This window comes from Aquimarina addita, from assembly GCF_039539305.1.
Taxonomy (GTDB): Bacteria; Bacteroidota; Bacteroidia; order Flavobacteriales; family Flavobacteriaceae; genus Aquimarina; species Aquimarina addita.
In genome coordinates this window covers 255256-269492 of record NZ_BAABCW010000006.1, presented here as the reverse complement: position 1 = coordinate 269492, position 14237 = coordinate 255256, and the positions used below count along the sequence as shown (strand labels likewise).

General features: G+C 31.3%; 17 protein-coding genes. 13 read left to right on the top strand and 4 right to left on the bottom strand.

Going from position 1 to position 14237, the window contains the following annotated elements:
* Window positions 1-196 precede the first annotated feature (196 nt).
* The 4 genes from ABD816_RS10105 to ABD816_RS10090 all read right to left on the bottom strand — a co-directional run bounded on the left by ABD816_RS10105 (window position 197) and on the right by ABD816_RS10090 (window position 1604).
* Window positions 197-343 carry a hypothetical protein gene (locus ABD816_RS10105; RefSeq protein WP_344926989.1) on the bottom strand — a complete coding sequence of 49 codons (147 nt, stop codon included), beginning with the start codon at window positions 341-343 and terminating at the stop codon, window positions 197-199.
* A gap of 22 nt (window positions 344-365) precedes the next feature.
* Window positions 366-629 carry a hypothetical protein gene (locus ABD816_RS10100; protein WP_344926987.1) on the bottom strand — a complete coding sequence of 88 codons (264 nt, stop codon included), beginning with the start codon at window positions 627-629 and terminating at the stop codon, window positions 366-368.
* Between the two features lie 113 nt (window positions 630-742).
* Entirely contained in the window at window positions 743-1039 is a 297-nt protein-coding gene (locus ABD816_RS10095) for a hypothetical protein (protein WP_344926985.1), read from the bottom strand.
* A gap of 10 nt (window positions 1040-1049) precedes the next feature.
* Complete coding sequence (locus ABD816_RS10090) at window positions 1050-1604, bottom strand: RNA polymerase sigma factor (protein ID WP_344926983.1); 555 nt, start codon at window positions 1602-1604, stop codon at window positions 1050-1052.
* A 331-nt stretch (window positions 1605-1935) separates the two neighbouring features.
* Between ABD816_RS10090 and ABD816_RS10085 the strand changes: the two genes are divergently transcribed.
* The 13 genes from ABD816_RS10085 to ABD816_RS10025 all read left to right on the top strand — a co-directional run bounded on the left by ABD816_RS10085 (window position 1936) and on the right by ABD816_RS10025 (window position 14167).
* The gene (locus ABD816_RS10085; RefSeq protein ID WP_344926981.1) at window positions 1936-2703 is read left to right on the top strand and encodes a DUF6597 domain-containing transcriptional factor; all 768 of its coding nucleotides are present in this window, start codon (window positions 1936-1938) and stop codon (window positions 2701-2703) included.
* Between the two features lie 72 nt (window positions 2704-2775).
* Window positions 2776-3798: an AI-2E family transporter gene (locus tag ABD816_RS10080; protein WP_344926978.1), complete on the top strand. Its 1023-nt coding sequence runs from the start codon at window positions 2776-2778 to the stop codon at window positions 3796-3798.
* A 72-nt stretch (window positions 3799-3870) separates the two neighbouring features.
* Window positions 3871-5172, top strand: coding sequence for a ferredoxin reductase family protein (locus tag ABD816_RS10075; protein WP_344926977.1), 1302 nt, complete (start codon window positions 3871-3873; stop codon window positions 5170-5172).
* Between the two features lie 14 nt (window positions 5173-5186).
* Window positions 5187-5921, top strand: coding sequence for a hypothetical protein (locus tag ABD816_RS10070; RefSeq protein ID WP_344926975.1), 735 nt, complete (start codon window positions 5187-5189; stop codon window positions 5919-5921).
* Window positions 5922-5949: 28 nt separating this feature from the next.
* Entirely contained in the window at window positions 5950-6501 is a 552-nt protein-coding gene (locus tag ABD816_RS10065) for a hypothetical protein (protein ID WP_344926974.1), read from the top strand.
* Window positions 6498-6926, top strand: coding sequence for a hypothetical protein (locus ABD816_RS10060; RefSeq protein WP_344926972.1), 429 nt, complete (start codon window positions 6498-6500; stop codon window positions 6924-6926). Before ABD816_RS10065 ends, ABD816_RS10060 begins: the two co-directional genes overlap by 4 nt.
* A 7-nt stretch (window positions 6927-6933) precedes the next feature.
* Window positions 6934-7377, top strand: coding sequence for an anthrone oxygenase family protein (locus tag ABD816_RS10055; RefSeq protein WP_344926971.1), 444 nt, complete (start codon window positions 6934-6936; stop codon window positions 7375-7377).
* A 122-nt stretch (window positions 7378-7499) separates the two neighbouring features.
* Window positions 7500-8345, top strand: coding sequence for an RteC domain-containing protein (locus ABD816_RS10050; RefSeq protein ID WP_344926970.1), 846 nt, complete (start codon window positions 7500-7502; stop codon window positions 8343-8345).
* A 271-nt stretch (window positions 8346-8616) separates the two neighbouring features.
* Window positions 8617-8895, top strand: coding sequence for a helix-turn-helix domain-containing protein (locus ABD816_RS10045; protein WP_344926969.1), 279 nt, complete (start codon window positions 8617-8619; stop codon window positions 8893-8895).
* A gap of 6 nt (window positions 8896-8901) precedes the next feature.
* Window positions 8902-9465, top strand: a complete 564-nt coding sequence (locus tag ABD816_RS10040; protein ID WP_425549111.1) for a hypothetical protein — start codon at window positions 8902-8904, stop codon at window positions 9463-9465.
* Entirely contained in the window at window positions 9462-10124 is a 663-nt protein-coding gene (locus ABD816_RS10035) for a P-loop NTPase family protein (protein ID WP_344926966.1), read from the top strand. Before ABD816_RS10040 ends, ABD816_RS10035 begins: the two co-directional genes overlap by 4 nt.
* Window positions 10125-10280: 156 nt before the next feature.
* Entirely contained in the window at window positions 10281-12395 is a 2115-nt protein-coding gene (locus ABD816_RS10030) for an ATP-dependent nuclease (RefSeq protein ID WP_344926964.1), read from the top strand.
* Window positions 12392-14167, top strand: a complete 1776-nt coding sequence (locus ABD816_RS10025) for a UvrD-helicase domain-containing protein (protein WP_344926961.1) — start codon at window positions 12392-12394, stop codon at window positions 14165-14167. The genes ABD816_RS10030 and ABD816_RS10025 overlap by 4 nt, the downstream gene beginning before the upstream one ends.
* Window positions 14168-14237 lie beyond the last annotated feature (70 nt).

Below are 14237 nucleotides of genomic sequence, written 5' to 3'. Positions count from 1 at the left end.
CATTGAAAAAGTAGAAACTGAAATGGGACTGATTGCTATGGCACACAACCTTAAAAAGGTAAGTTTAGCCTTATAAAAGCTAACTTGCTTTTATAAAATCCCATAAATCTTCGCTAAAATTTACAATCAACAATTAAAATCTGAAAATATACAAAATAAAAAGACTGCCTAAATTACTTTTTAGACAGCCTCTTTGTTACCTGTCTAATTGATGGTTAACTTCCTTATGATGACAATCCCTAAAGTGTTTTGTGAATTTGGGTTTTCCAACAAAGGCGTATAAACTTCCGAATGTTATTGCTGCACTTAGAAATGCAACTAATATGCTTGGCTTCTTTTTCATTTTTTATGTTTTAAATTAATAATTAACAGTATTGGTTACTATAAAACCCTCTTTGGTTTTGAGACTTAAATTCATCGAATTGCTCATCAGACATGCTTCTAATTTTATCTGCAAAGGCAAAAGGTGGCATTCCCATTCTTTTATTTCTCCACATCATTCTTCCCATACCGAATGGGGTGAAAATAAATTTAAGAATTAGAATAACAAATAATAAAGGTCCTGTAAAGAAGACAAACGCACCTAAAAGAATTCCGATGATAATTGGTTTAAAAATTGACTTTTTCATTTTGTATAATTTAATTAATAACTATGCTATACTAATGAAGACGAACGTGTAGTAGATTTACTTTAAATAAATTTAAAAAAAAGAACCATTACTACTACATAATGGTTCTTTTATCATTGTTTATCGTTTTTGTTTTTCCATTTATCTCGAAATTCTTCTTTCTCTTCAGGTGTCATACCTCTAAATTTTCGATTGGCAAACTTGGGTCTATTAGGTTTTTCTAATCGTCCAAATAAAATTCTTGTCAATACCAATAACCCCATCGACTGCCAGTACGTTATTGTTTTTATAGATAATAAATCTGGTAAGATTGCATTCCACAATAACATTACAATACCTGATAAGGCAAAAATAATCGCAATAAATAATAATGGGAAAATTCCTTTTTTCTTTTTAAAATCATGTTTCATAATATGTTTTTTAATTCGTTAACTCATCATAAAGGGGTTGTAGCTTATTTCTAATATGTTTTACCGCATACCCCTTTCTGCTAATAATTGTTTTTAAATTTTCGTTCGTTAATTCGGCAATATCTTTTAATGATTTATTTTCTAGCTCATTTAAAACGTAAGCCTGTTTTTGTTTTTCGGGCAACGCATCAATTGCTTTCATGTATTCTGACCAAATTAATTCGTTAAAATATGCTGTATCAGGTGAAGCACTTGTGTCTATTAGTAACATTTCGTCTACAATAAAATTCCCTTCAGAATCTTCAACAGTAAAGTCTTCAAGGTTTTTAGTTTTCTTTTTACGGTAAAAATCTATGACTTTATTACGTGAAACAGAATATAGCCAGCCACTAACATTTTCGAGTTCATCTATATCAGACAACCTACTAAACTGATACCATACTTCTTGTAGAATATCTTCAGAATCTTCAACAGAGTTAATTTTACTTTTTATAAAACTGAACAATTTATTGCCATACGTTTTTATGGTTGCTGTCAATGAATTATTTCTTTTATCTGTCGACATATATATACTTATCGAATTACTCATACTATGTAAGACGAATCAAATTAGTTTTTACTTTAAATATATCCTAAATATTTTAGTGTATAGAAAAACTTCCAATAGCTGGTAGGTTGTTTTTATATACTGTTAATCAAAAAAAACTATATCAATGAATTAAATTTCAAAAACCCGCTAAGAAAATACCCTGAATGAAATTCGTAAGCTTGTTTTGAAATTGTTGATTTTCAGATTTTTTCGGTAAATATATTGTAAATTGAAAATCAAGAATGACCATTTTATACAATCAAGAAATAAAAACGCAGCATATGTTTGAAAAAACTATATGCAATAAATGCCGCCAAATATTATCAGAGAATACAACGAAATATATCCAAGAAAAGAATTACAAGATTTTGTAGCTTCATTTTGGGAGAATAAGAATTTAACCGAATTTCCACAGGAGATAACCATCTGTCCTGATGGTTATGTAAAACTTGTTGTACAGCTTAAAGATGGCAAAATAGTTGCCTATTTTTTAACTGGGATTTGGTCTAAGGAAATAGACGTTGTTGTTCCGCCTGGAGTCATAACATATGGTATTCGTTTTAAAGTAATTGCTCCTGAGTATATATTAAAAAAAGAAGTTAGCACTCTATTAAATACTATTGAGCAACTAAATACTTCTTTTTTTAACGTTAAAAACATGGATTTTTCCTCATTCGAGAGAATAGTAGAACAGTATGAAAATACAATTCTTAAAAGATTGCCTGCTGAGGAAGAACTGAGAACGAACAGATTAAGATTAAGCCAGTTTTTATATACTACATATGGAGATATACAAACTACAGAAGTTGCTAATCAAATCTATTGGTCGCAAAGAGAAATTAGTAGATATTTAAATAAATATATTGGCATTTCATTAAAGAAGTATCTCAATATCCAAAAATGTTATCGTGCTTATCTTCAAATAAGAGAAGGAGAGTTCTTTCCGGAAAAAGGTTTTTTTGACCAAGCACATTTTATTAGAGAGGTAAAAAAGCATACAGGTCAAACCCCGAGTGCATTATATCAAAAACAGAATGACCAATTTATACAATTGAAGAATATGAAAAAATTATAGGTTTGATAAAAAAATAAAGCTTATGCTTATACGTCTCTCATATGTATGTATCTATTTAAATAAGCTTCAAAAATGAAGAAATTAGCATATTTAGTAATTGGTATAGGGGGAATTTTAGCACTTCTAATTTTAGGCGAAAATATTTTAATACCCTTCATGTATGGTATTATTCTCTGGTTTTTAGGGCATACATTAAAGAATCTAACTTATAAAGTGCCGGTATTTAAAAAGTATTTACCTAGCTGGTTAGTAAGTTCAGTAATTTTTTTAGTGATTATAATGTTGTTAAGTATTTTAGTAAAATTAATTACTACAAACATTGATGTACTCATAAAATCATATCCAGTATATGCAAGTAATGTAAATAATATTGCTGATAAAATCAATGAGATTTTCAATATCGATATCTACCAAAGTATATTTGAAAAATTAAAAAATTACAATTTTAGTACCATCTTACAACCTATTGCTGATTCTTTATCAGGAATACTAAGTGATACCGTTATGGTATTATTGTATGCATTATTCATTGTTTCAGAAGAAACCAGCTTTACCACTAAACTGAAAAAGCTATTTAAAACAAATAAAGATTACAACAAAGTATCTTTAATACTAAACAAGATTAGTGACTCTATAAGCGATTATCTTAGGCTAAAAACATTAGTTAGTATTCTCACAGGAGTAGTCTGTTACATATTTCTTTTATTGATGGATGTAGAAGCACCTTTTTTCTGGGCATTACTAACCTTCTTCTTAAATTACATTCCTACTATTGGTTCTTTAATCGCTACTATTTTTCCTTCTATTTTTAGTTTGTTTCAGTTTGGTGAGTTCACACCTTTTATTATCATATTGGTTGTTTTAGGAGTTATTCAATGGCTTATAGGCAATATACTAGAACCCAAAATTATGGGAAGTACTCTTAACATTAGTCCTCTTGCAAGTATATTGTCCTTAGTTGTCTGGGGAGAAATATGGGGCATAACAGGTATGTTATTAAGTATTCCTATAACTGTAGTAATGGTTATTGTTTTTGCCCAATTTGAAAGTACAAAATCTACAGCTATACTACTGTCAGAGAATGGAGATATTTAAGTACCACTAAAAAATGACCATTTTATACAATTACAAAATATTGTAACGCAATAGTTTTGAAAAAAACTTATTATGCGAGTATTAAAGCAGGAAATTTACTTTCCTATCATCATCGGTATTCACTTCATTTTTTGGGCGGTAGACCTATATTTCTATAATGGCTCTTTTAAAGAAGTGCATTCAGATACATTATTTTTTGGAGAGCTCTCAGATGTAACTTGGAAAAACCCTCATCGTATTTTAGGAGAGATATTTTCTTCTTGGGTAGTTACTGTATTTGCTTTTAATTTTTTGATGGCAACTAGAGCACGTTGGGTAGAAAAACTATTTGGCGGTTTAGATAAAATGTATCTAATACATAGAAGGTCAGGTGTAATCGCTGTATTTCTTCTTTTAGCTCATTTTATTGTAGTTCCAAGAGACTTAGTAGAGTTTAATCCTGGTAAGCCTTTAGGGTTTTACGCTTTCATTCTAATCATTGTAGGCGTTATACTATCTGCCGCGCCTATTTTCAAAAGAAAAATACCGTATCACAAATGGATAAACTTCCATAAACTTATGGGTTTATTTTATGTTATGGCTGTCGCTCACGGAATTTTAGTAGATAGTCTTATTAAAGAATTACCTATTACACGTATATACGTTTTCGGGATGTCTTTCTTAGGGGTAGCTGCTTGGTTTTACAAAGCTTTTCTTTTTAGGTTTTTTAACAAAAAACTAGACTATACGATTATAGCTGCTCGTAATTTAGGTAAAGATACTTTAGAACTAGAAATGAGCCCGCAGACAGAAAGCTTTAAATACAAGGCAGGTCAGTTTGGTTTTTTTACGTTTCCTGATATTAGTAAAAGAGAACAACACCCATTTACATTAAGTAGCCATCCGCATGATGAAACGTTAAAGATTACAGTAAAAGGTTTAGGTGATTATACGAATGATATGAGTTCCAAACTTAGTACTGGTAATATTGCTAATGTAGAAGGGCCTTATGGTATGTTTTCTAGTAGTCATTCTAAAGAAAGAGAACAAGTTTGGATTGCTGGCGGTATTGGTATTACTCCGTTTTTATCATTAATTAAAGATTATTACACCAATAAAGTAACCTTGTACTGGTGCGTCAATAATGAATCTGAAGCACATTATAAAAATGACTTTGAGAAAATTGAAAAAGAGAATCCTCTATTTGAATTCATCCTTTGGGATTCCTCAGAAAGAGGTCATATAACTGTAGACGATTTAAGCCTAAGAGACCCTGAAAAGAAATCGTACCTAATCTGTGGACCAGATGCTTTAAAGAAAAACATGGTAAAGCAACTTAAGGCAGATGGCGTGAAGCAGCGAAATATTTATGACGAAGAATTTGCATTCAGATAAAACAAATAGATAGTATGGAAAATAAAGATTTCAACCCCATTATAGAAGCTGTTGTTTCTATAAGGAATTATGCAACGGTTGCCTCAAGTAATTGGTCAAATATCAAAAAATACGGCAGTGTAATTAGTAATAATATTGAAAAAGCATATGCTATAATTAACAATTACAGTTCAGAAGATACTAAAAAGAGCTGGATTGATGAGATGTTAAAGTATGCCAATAACTTAAGCCAACTTCAAGAAATTATGAATGCTGCCATTCATAAAATAAAAAATAAGAAAGCTGATAGAATATTTGAAGATTGGAATGAATACCCAAAATATGTTATCGCCATAGAAAAAAATTATAGTACACTCAAAAACTTAGGCTTTAAAAGCGCGCCAGAAAATGAAAAGGAAAATTGGCAAAAATTATGGGATGAAATTATAACAATTCATTTAAGAATTAAGAATGAGGCAGAGGCGTGTAGTATTCAATTAAAATTAATTGAAGATTATAAAATAGAAGACATTGATGAGTTAACAGATACAATCTTAAAACACATACCTCTAACATATTCAATCAAAGAGGCTAACAAGTATGAGGAGGAGTATTTAGAAGCTTACAAAGCTATTAAAAAGGAAGCTTCGCAGAAGAAAAACCTGTGGGATAGATTTTTAGATATACTAGCAGGAGGTGTACAGCAAACACCCGCTCAACGAGTAATGATGCAACGTTGGGTAGATGGTGAAAAAGGCGAATTACACTAGAAAAAACATAACTATAAAAACCAAAACAATGAACAAAATTTTTTATTTAGCATTGAGCGGATTAATGCTACTAGCTACAGGTGTATTTTTATTCTTTTCTGAAAGAATAGGTGTTGAAACTAATAAAATAATGGTGCCATTATTACTTTTAGTATCAGGTATATCGGCTATTATTTTTTCTAAAAATGACCAGCTACCAAAAATAGCAAATCAATATCATCTTTTTCAGGGTCTAGGGCTCATAGCATATGGTGTTATTCTTTTCTTTTTAGCAGAATCACTTAATTCATTTTTATTAATTTCAACCTATTTTGTATTAATGTATGGCTTATTTGAGATTGTACTTATTTTCGGAGTAATGAGCTCAAAACATAAAATTAATAAAGGTATTTTAATGAGTCGTATTGTAGCAGGAGCTTTAAATCTCTTAGGCGGTTTTATTCTTCTATTAGTTACATTAAGCAATAAAATGAACGGCTTAATAATAGCTAGTATATTAATAGTTATAGCAGGAATTGGTATAGTAATTTTTGCTCGAAAATTAGTTAAAAATGATTTATTACAAACAGCTGATAAATGAACAAAGAAGAAGCATATAGAAAAGAAGCCCTACAGTTAGCAAACAGAATTTCGGGTGGTAAAGCAAAAGATAAACCTTGGTATTTACTACTACTAATTCCATCGGTATTAATAGCAGGGCTTATACTGTCACCTAATAGTTGGGTTTGGGCTATAGCAATGGCTATGGTTGCATTAATATTTTTCTTTGTAAGAATGCAACTTTGGAAAACTGGTAATCAAAAGCTAGAATTAATATTCTTTATTGGGGGTACTTTTATTATCCTAGCACCAATTGTCTATATGCTAATTACAAAGACATTCGAATGGGGGAAATTGCTTATAGTACTTGGTGGCTTTTATTCGATGATTCTTATTGCAAGAACAGTATTTACTACTCAGATAAATCAAATATCTAAAGACCTTATTGAGCGATATTCAAAATGAGTAAAAAATGATAAATCAAGTAATCGAATTTATAACGCTTCTCACTACTGGTCTAACAGCAGGAACAGCTATATATGTTAGCCTAGTAACACATCCTGCTTGGTTATCAACATCGGTAGCATCTGCTCAGGATAATTTCACACCAGTTTTCAAGGGTTCAGTAGCAAGTCAAGCTTTATTTTCAACTACAGCTATTGTTGGAGGAATAGCATTTGGTATTTTAACTGATGAATATCTTTGGATATTAGGAAGTGTATTAATGATAATTAACATCCCTCTTACTCTTATATTTCTTATGCCAGTAAATAATAAGTTGATGGGTAAAAAAGGTAATATTTCTAATACAGAAGCTAATAAACTATTTAAAAAATGGGGAATACTTCAATGGATAAGAACAGTAGTTGTTTTAATTGCTTTTATATTGTTTCTCTGGTTAGGTATATTTAAATAGAAAAAAAGTAGGCATTAATTTTATCAACGAAGGTTAATACATTAAGAATATCACCACAATTGATAATCAATAAAATCCACAAATAAAACTTGTGGATTTTTTTATGAAAATTAAACATTGATTTGAAAGAATATAAAGAAGTACTAAAAGACTTAGATACCGCTCTTGAGAAATTAGAATCTGTAAATCAAGATATCTTAAAAAAAGCAGAACTTGGTATAGATATTACAAAACAGATTCTTAAGAAAACAAAAAAGCTCACTATTGAAAACGGCTTTAAAAATAAAAAAGATGAGATGTTCTTTTTTAAAGAAATAAAACCTAAAATATATAGTAAACTCATATATTTTGTAAAGCTTTATAATATTGAAAGCAAACGCCCTAGGAGTAGTAATAAATCGAAAGAAAAATATTTAAACAACCATATAGATAGACTACAAGATTATTTTAACGATAACCTTGAATTTTATCATTATTATCGAAGAGATGCCACATCTTTAGATGAGCATTATTTTTTACTAGGAAAGACCGATATAAGGTTGTTTCCAGATAATTTTCATTGTTTTACAGATGAAGAATTTTCTACAAGTCATGACAATACAGTAGCTACTATATTGGCTTATGATATGCTTATAGCTTACTTAAAAACAGAGATAGATAACTTAAATAATACTGTAGAACATAGCATTGTGAACAAAAGTTACAAGCTTCAATCAAAGCTTTTTTGGACAGCACATAAAACTGATTTAATAGAACTTATTTATGCACTTCATAGTTATGGTGTTATTAATAGTGGAACAGCCGATATAAAAGAAATGGCAGAAGCATGTGAAACTATTTTTAATGTTGATTTGGGAGACTTTTACAGGACATTTTTAGAAATACGTTCGAGAAAAATTAATCAAACAAAGTTTTTAGATAAACTTAAAGAGTCTCTTTTGCAAAAGATGAGAGATTCTGATGAGTAAAATACCCAACTTGGGTGCTACTTGGGTATAAATGTTATTAATTTTATTTATATGTTTTTGAATGTTTAATAAATTGAAGTGAATACCAAAAAGAGACAAATTAAACTATTGATTATCAGTAATTAAAAATCACCAACTTGGGTGTAACTTGTGAATAAAGTAAAATAATACTTACCAAATTTGTAGGACGAAAGTCAAATCAATTCAAAGTCGTCATTTAAAAAAATATAATCATTGACGGCTTTGTTTTTTTAAAAACAGTTTTACAAATATGGCAGCAACAATTATTACTACCGAAGACCTTCGAGAGTTTAAAATGGAACTTCTCGATGACATTAAACAACTACTTAATAATCAATCTGGTCATTCCTCTAAAAAATGGTTAAAATCACCAGAAGTTAGAAACCTTTTAGGAATTTCTCCTGGCACACTACAAAACTTACGAATTAATGGCACATTGCCCTATACTAAGGTAGGTGGCGTATTGTATTATGATTATCAAGAAATCATGCAAGTACTCGAAAATAACAGGATTCACAATAAGTATTAATCCGCTTTGGATAATATTAACTACATCAAACATCTTAATGGAGTGTTTGTGCAATTCTCTATAGACACACGCTTAAACCCAACGCATATCAGTTTATACGTAGCGTTATTTCAAATTTGGAATACCCACTTTTTTAAAGAAGAGTTCTATATCAATCGAGCAGAAGTGATGGAGTTTTCAAAGATTGGCTCAAAATCTACTTATCACCGTTGCATTAAGGAATTAAGCCATTGGAAATACTTGCTATACACACCATCCCATAACCCTTTTAAGGGAAGTAGAATTAAGATGTTCGATTTTGGGACAAGTACCGAACAAGCTTTGTACCCAAGTCGTACCAATATCGAGACAAGTACTGGACAAGCATTGGTATCTATAAACAAACATGTACAAACTATAGAAAACAATAAAAATAGAATCAAACACGAAAATTTTAAAAATTTAAATTCTCAGAATTCTGAAACTGAAGAAAAACAAAATCAAACAGCCTGTGCTGAGCGCAGTCGAAGTATTCCATATCAGGACAACCTAAAGACCAGTTCCGATAAAAACTATGATGAGCCTTTATGAATAACCCAAAACCACATATTATAGTTGAAGATGGAGTTCAGTATTCACTTGGCAAACTCAAGGGAAATCAAATTCTTTACGATTTTGATAAAATGTTGATTTATCTGGATGTCAAAGGAAAATTATTGTTTGGTAAGAAATTTAAAATTTATAATGAAGATAGAGATGTGCTTTTTAAACTCTGTAATTATTTTATTGAAGATAAGGCTAATTGCCAGAAATTGGATATTGATATTAGCAAAGGTATTTTACTAACAGGTCCAGTAGGCTGTGGAAAAACATCTTTAATACGTTTGTTAAAGTATCTCGTACCCCATCGTAAAGCATATAGCGTAATCCCCACCAGAAATATTGTATTTGGTTTTAACCACATTGGGTATAAAACAATTGAGGATTATGGTGATACACAGTTTTTTTGTTTTGATGATTTAGGTGTAGAACCCATTGGGAGACACTACGGAAAAGACTGTAATGTGATGGGGGAAATTCTGCTTTCTCGTTATGATTTATTTATTGAACATAAAGTAAAAACGCATTGTACAACTAACTTAAATGCTAGAGAGTTAGAGGAGCGGTATGGTAATAGAGTTCGTTCTAGGATGCGTCAGTTATTTAATTTGGTGGCTTTTGATAGTAAAAGCCGAGATAAGAGAGTATAATCTTATAAAACAGGTAATTAATTACGGAAAAGCGTAAGAAATTATGTTAAAATTTTAATACATTTATAGACGATAAAGCCAGAAATAGATTTTAATAAAAGCTAATGGATATTCATTGGCTTTTTTGTTGGCTTGAACTATTACAAGACAATTATTATGCACATAAGCTCACTATCAATCAGGAATTTTAGAAATTTCTATAAATCGAAATTCATCTTTAAAAAAGGTATAAATACTATTTTAGGAGAAAACGGTTCAGGTAAAACCAATCTCTTTTTTGCTTTACGAGTTTTAATCGATGATAAACTTCCAAGATATATAAGGTTTAATGGGGCTGACTTTAACCGAGGTCTAGGTAAATGGGCCGGACATTGGATAATTCTATCGGTTACTTTTGATGAACTGGATGCAAGTGAGGAAGCGCAAGTACTGGCAGTACAATCTTCAGGAGATATGGAAGGCAGCAAAAAAACTGGAAGTTATTCGGTGTACTTTAGACCAAAATATCAATTTAGAAAAGAACTATACGATTATTCACAAACAACAGGTAAAAGTGTAGCAGGGCTTCAACTTTTTCTTGATAAACTTACGATTGATGATTATGAGACCTCATACTTGTGCAGAGGCTCTGGAGATTTCAGTGATGACGATACTTATAAAAAGTATGTTGGCGATTTTGATGCTGTTCAATTCCCAAACCCAGATGATAAAGAAGAATTGATTTTTGGAACGTTTTTACCAAGGGAAATAAGTGTACATAACGAAGTTTCTTGTACGTTCATTAAGGCACTTCGAGATGTCGAAAGCGACTTACGTTCCTATTCTACTAATCCATTGATTAATTTGTTACGAGGAAAGGAAAAAACTATCGAAGTTTCAAAACAAACCGACATCATTGATAGCGTCAACAAACTGAACGACCAAATTAGTTCTCTCAAAGAAGTAAAGGATGTTAAAGATGGAATTGACAAAAGTATTAAGGAAGCTGTGGGTACTACTTATGGTCCTAACATAGATGTTAAATCAGAGCTTCCTAATGATATGGAAAAACTATTACAATCCCTTAAACTTTGGGTTGGTGACCCAGATGAAGAAGGTTATATGGGTAAAATATGGGAATTAAGTTTGGGGGGTGCAAATATGATTTATCTATCACTAAAGTTATTGGAGTATGAAAAAATCAGAACGGATAGAATTGCAAATTTTCTTCTCATAGAAGAACCGGAAGCACATATTCATACGCATATTCAGAAAACGCTATTTGATAATGTACAAACAAATAAAACACAGGTTATTATTTCAACGCACTCTACACATATTTCATCTGTTAGCCGCATAAGTTCAGTAAATATTTTAAGCCGGGGAAACAAGCAGACTTTGGTATACCAACCAGCTAATAATCTTGATGATGACTATATAACAAGAGCCGAAAGATACCTGGATGCTATTAGAAGTAACTTACTTTTCGCAAAAGGTGTTGTCTTGGTTGAAGGCGATGCAGAACAAATTCTAATTCCTCAAATGTTTAAAAAAGTCTTTGGAATTTCGCTCGATGAAATTGGGGTAAGTCTAGTAAACATTGGAAGTACAGGTTTTAAAAATGTCGCAAGGCTTTTCCATAACGATAGAATTCAGAAAAACTGTGCCATCCTAACTGACTTGGATGCCAGCATAGTCAATTTGCCTGCAAATGAAGCTGATGATTCTGCTTATGAAAAACATTGTAGAGCATCACAAATTAGTGGCGCTGATAGGAAAAATAAATTGGATAAATTTTGTGACAAAAACGACTTTTTGATTCCTTTTTACTCTGATTATACTTTTGAAGTTGATTTGCTCTTGAATGGGAATAGTCACGAATACGTACAATCACTTAATGAAATTTTCAAACAACAAGCAGCTATTAGTACCTCAAAGGAAAAGTTAGAAGATAAATCAGTCTCGATTGCAGGTGTAGAAGTTTTACGATTGGCTGATAAAAAAGGTAAAGGCTGGTTAGCTTTGGTGGTTGCAGACAATTTGGTTTACAACACTTATATTCCGGAGTATATTTTGAAAGCCATTGCTTTTGCATCTTCGCATTTAAATAATGCATCTAAAGCTAAAACCGCTAAATACAGATTACGAAAAATTAGTAGTAGTAAAAATGATAGTTATTATGATGTAGCAATAAAAATTAGTTTTAAGGGTAAAGAAGACCAACAGGTTATTGATGACTATATAGCCAACTTTCCTAATGACCAGTTTACTAAATTTTTATCGTTTATATGATTTTAGAAACTTTAAGCGACCAACAAAAAGATGCCGTTGTTAAAGATGGAAATGTACTTCTTACAGCTTGCCCAGGAAGTGGAAAAACACGCGTCATAATCCATAAGCTCGCTTATGCTTTAAAAAATATTGATTTAGACAGTAAGCAGAGAATTGTTGCCCTCACTTTTACTGTAAGGGCTTCTGAAGAAATATATCGTAGATTAAACACAATGGGAATAAATAGCAAACGAGTTTGGTCAGGCACTTTGCATTCATTTTGTCTCGAATGGATTATTAAACCCTATTCCTGTTATTTACCAGAACTTGAAAACGGCTATTTAATTACAGACGAAACGTATGCCTCGGATATCATAAGTGAACTTAAAGAAAAGCATAAATTAAAGCCCATTGACCCAATTAATTTTAGATTCAATCGGGATGGCACATTCGCTGAATCAAAAACAATTCAAAAAAGAGTTCTTAAAGATTATCACGAAAGGCTACAAGCAGAGAGGTTAATTGATTTCGAGCTTCTACTATATTATTCATACAAACTCTTAACCAAGTATCCTAAAATAAAAAAAACATTATCGAACATTTTTAGCCTTATATGTGTTGATGAATATCAAGATACACAAGATTTGCTTTACGCAATTATTTCTTCCATTGTAACAACCGGGGAAGGGAGCTCAAATCTATTTTTAGTAGGAGATACAGACCAAGCGATTTACGCATCTTTGGGTGGCGTTGCCAAAAGTTTGGAAGAAATACAAGAAGAGTTAAAAAGTTTACCTATTGAGCAACTTACACTTTCTGGAAATTATAGGTCAACACAAAAAATTATTGACTTTTACTCTATATTCCAGACAAACCCAATTAAAATCGAAGCTATTGGCACTAATAAAGACGTTGATAGTATAATAACGTACAATAACACCATTGACAAAGGATACTTAGTAGATGAAATTGGACGACTTATAGAACATAGTTTAGATAATGGAATTCCTGAAGATGAAATATGCGTATTGGTTCCGCAATGGTGGTTAATAACTACTATCACGAAGCAGTTAAGAGCTAAACTACCAAGCGTAAATTTTGATGCTTCGGGTTTAGCACCAATGTCAAAAAATCGAAATAATATTTGGTATAAGTTATCGAGATTGTTCTTAACACAGCCACAACCAAAAATATATTCATTAAGATACAAATGGTGTTCTGAAGTAATTGAAAATTTTAAAGAGCATACCAATACTGAATTCAGAGAACAATATCAAACAGAGCGAAATGTATTGAAATTGATTAACTCGATAACATCAAATGAAACCGAAGGCATCGATTATCTAAATGATTGTTTTGACCAGTTTTTAGATGCCGTTGGTATTGACCAAACAATTTACGCACAACTTCTTATAAATAGGAAGACTTTTTTCGATGTAATAAAGAGTCGTCTTGAAGACCCAACTTTTCAAGTTCCAAGTGACACAGCATCCTTTATGAGTTTTTACAGAGAAATGGCGGGTGTTGTAATTAATACTTGCGTTGGTGTTAAAGGAGAAGAATTTGAAACCGTTATAGCCTATGGTTTGTTAAATGGGTATGTCCCACATTGGAATGACATTTTCACTGGAGACCCCGTAGCTGCTTCAAAAAAACTACTTTATGTTATCTGTTCAAGAGCCAAAACAAATTTACACTTGATATCAGAAACTGGCAGACAAACTAAAAGTAAAAGACCACTAGATATCACACCAGAGTTGCAAAATCTGAGTTTTGAATTTGATGAGATATAAAACTGAAGTAGTTTTTTTGAAAAGCAACTGGGTTTCAACAAGTATGCCGCATTCTTTGAATTTGGAATCA

Excerpts from the sequence above, each read along its gene's own strand:
- ABD816_RS10105 (WP_344926989.1), bottom strand. The coding sequence starts at position 343 with ATGAAAAAGAAGCCAAGCATATTAGTTGCATTTCTAAGTGCAGCAATA.
- ABD816_RS10100 (WP_344926987.1), bottom strand. The coding sequence starts at position 629 with ATGAAAAAGTCAATTTTTAAACCAATTATCATCGGAATTCTTTTAGGT.
- ABD816_RS10095 (WP_344926985.1), bottom strand. The coding sequence starts at position 1,039 with ATGAAACATGATTTTAAAAAGAAAAAAGGAATTTTCCCATTATTATTT.
- ABD816_RS10090 (WP_344926983.1), bottom strand. The coding sequence starts at position 1,604 with ATGTCGACAGATAAAAGAAATAATTCATTGACAGCAACCATAAAAACG.
- ABD816_RS10085 (WP_344926981.1), top strand. The coding sequence starts at position 1,936 with ATGCCGCCAAATATTATCAGAGAATACAACGAAATATATCCAAGAAAA.
- ABD816_RS10080 (WP_344926978.1), top strand. The coding sequence starts at position 2,776 with ATGAAGAAATTAGCATATTTAGTAATTGGTATAGGGGGAATTTTAGCA.
- ABD816_RS10075 (WP_344926977.1), top strand. The coding sequence starts at position 3,871 with ATGCGAGTATTAAAGCAGGAAATTTACTTTCCTATCATCATCGGTATT.
- ABD816_RS10070 (WP_344926975.1), top strand. The coding sequence starts at position 5,187 with ATGGAAAATAAAGATTTCAACCCCATTATAGAAGCTGTTGTTTCTATA.
- ABD816_RS10065 (WP_344926974.1), top strand. The coding sequence starts at position 5,950 with ATGAACAAAATTTTTTATTTAGCATTGAGCGGATTAATGCTACTAGCT.
- ABD816_RS10060 (WP_344926972.1), top strand. The coding sequence starts at position 6,498 with ATGAACAAAGAAGAAGCATATAGAAAAGAAGCCCTACAGTTAGCAAAC.
- ABD816_RS10055 (WP_344926971.1), top strand. The coding sequence starts at position 6,934 with ATGATAAATCAAGTAATCGAATTTATAACGCTTCTCACTACTGGTCTA.
- ABD816_RS10045 (WP_344926969.1), top strand. The coding sequence starts at position 8,617 with ATGGCAGCAACAATTATTACTACCGAAGACCTTCGAGAGTTTAAAATG.
- ABD816_RS10035 (WP_344926966.1), top strand. The coding sequence starts at position 9,462 with ATGAATAACCCAAAACCACATATTATAGTTGAAGATGGAGTTCAGTAT.
- ABD816_RS10030 (WP_344926964.1), top strand. The coding sequence starts at position 10,281 with ATGCACATAAGCTCACTATCAATCAGGAATTTTAGAAATTTCTATAAA.
- ABD816_RS10025 (WP_344926961.1), top strand. The coding sequence starts at position 12,392 with ATGATTTTAGAAACTTTAAGCGACCAACAAAAAGATGCCGTTGTTAAA.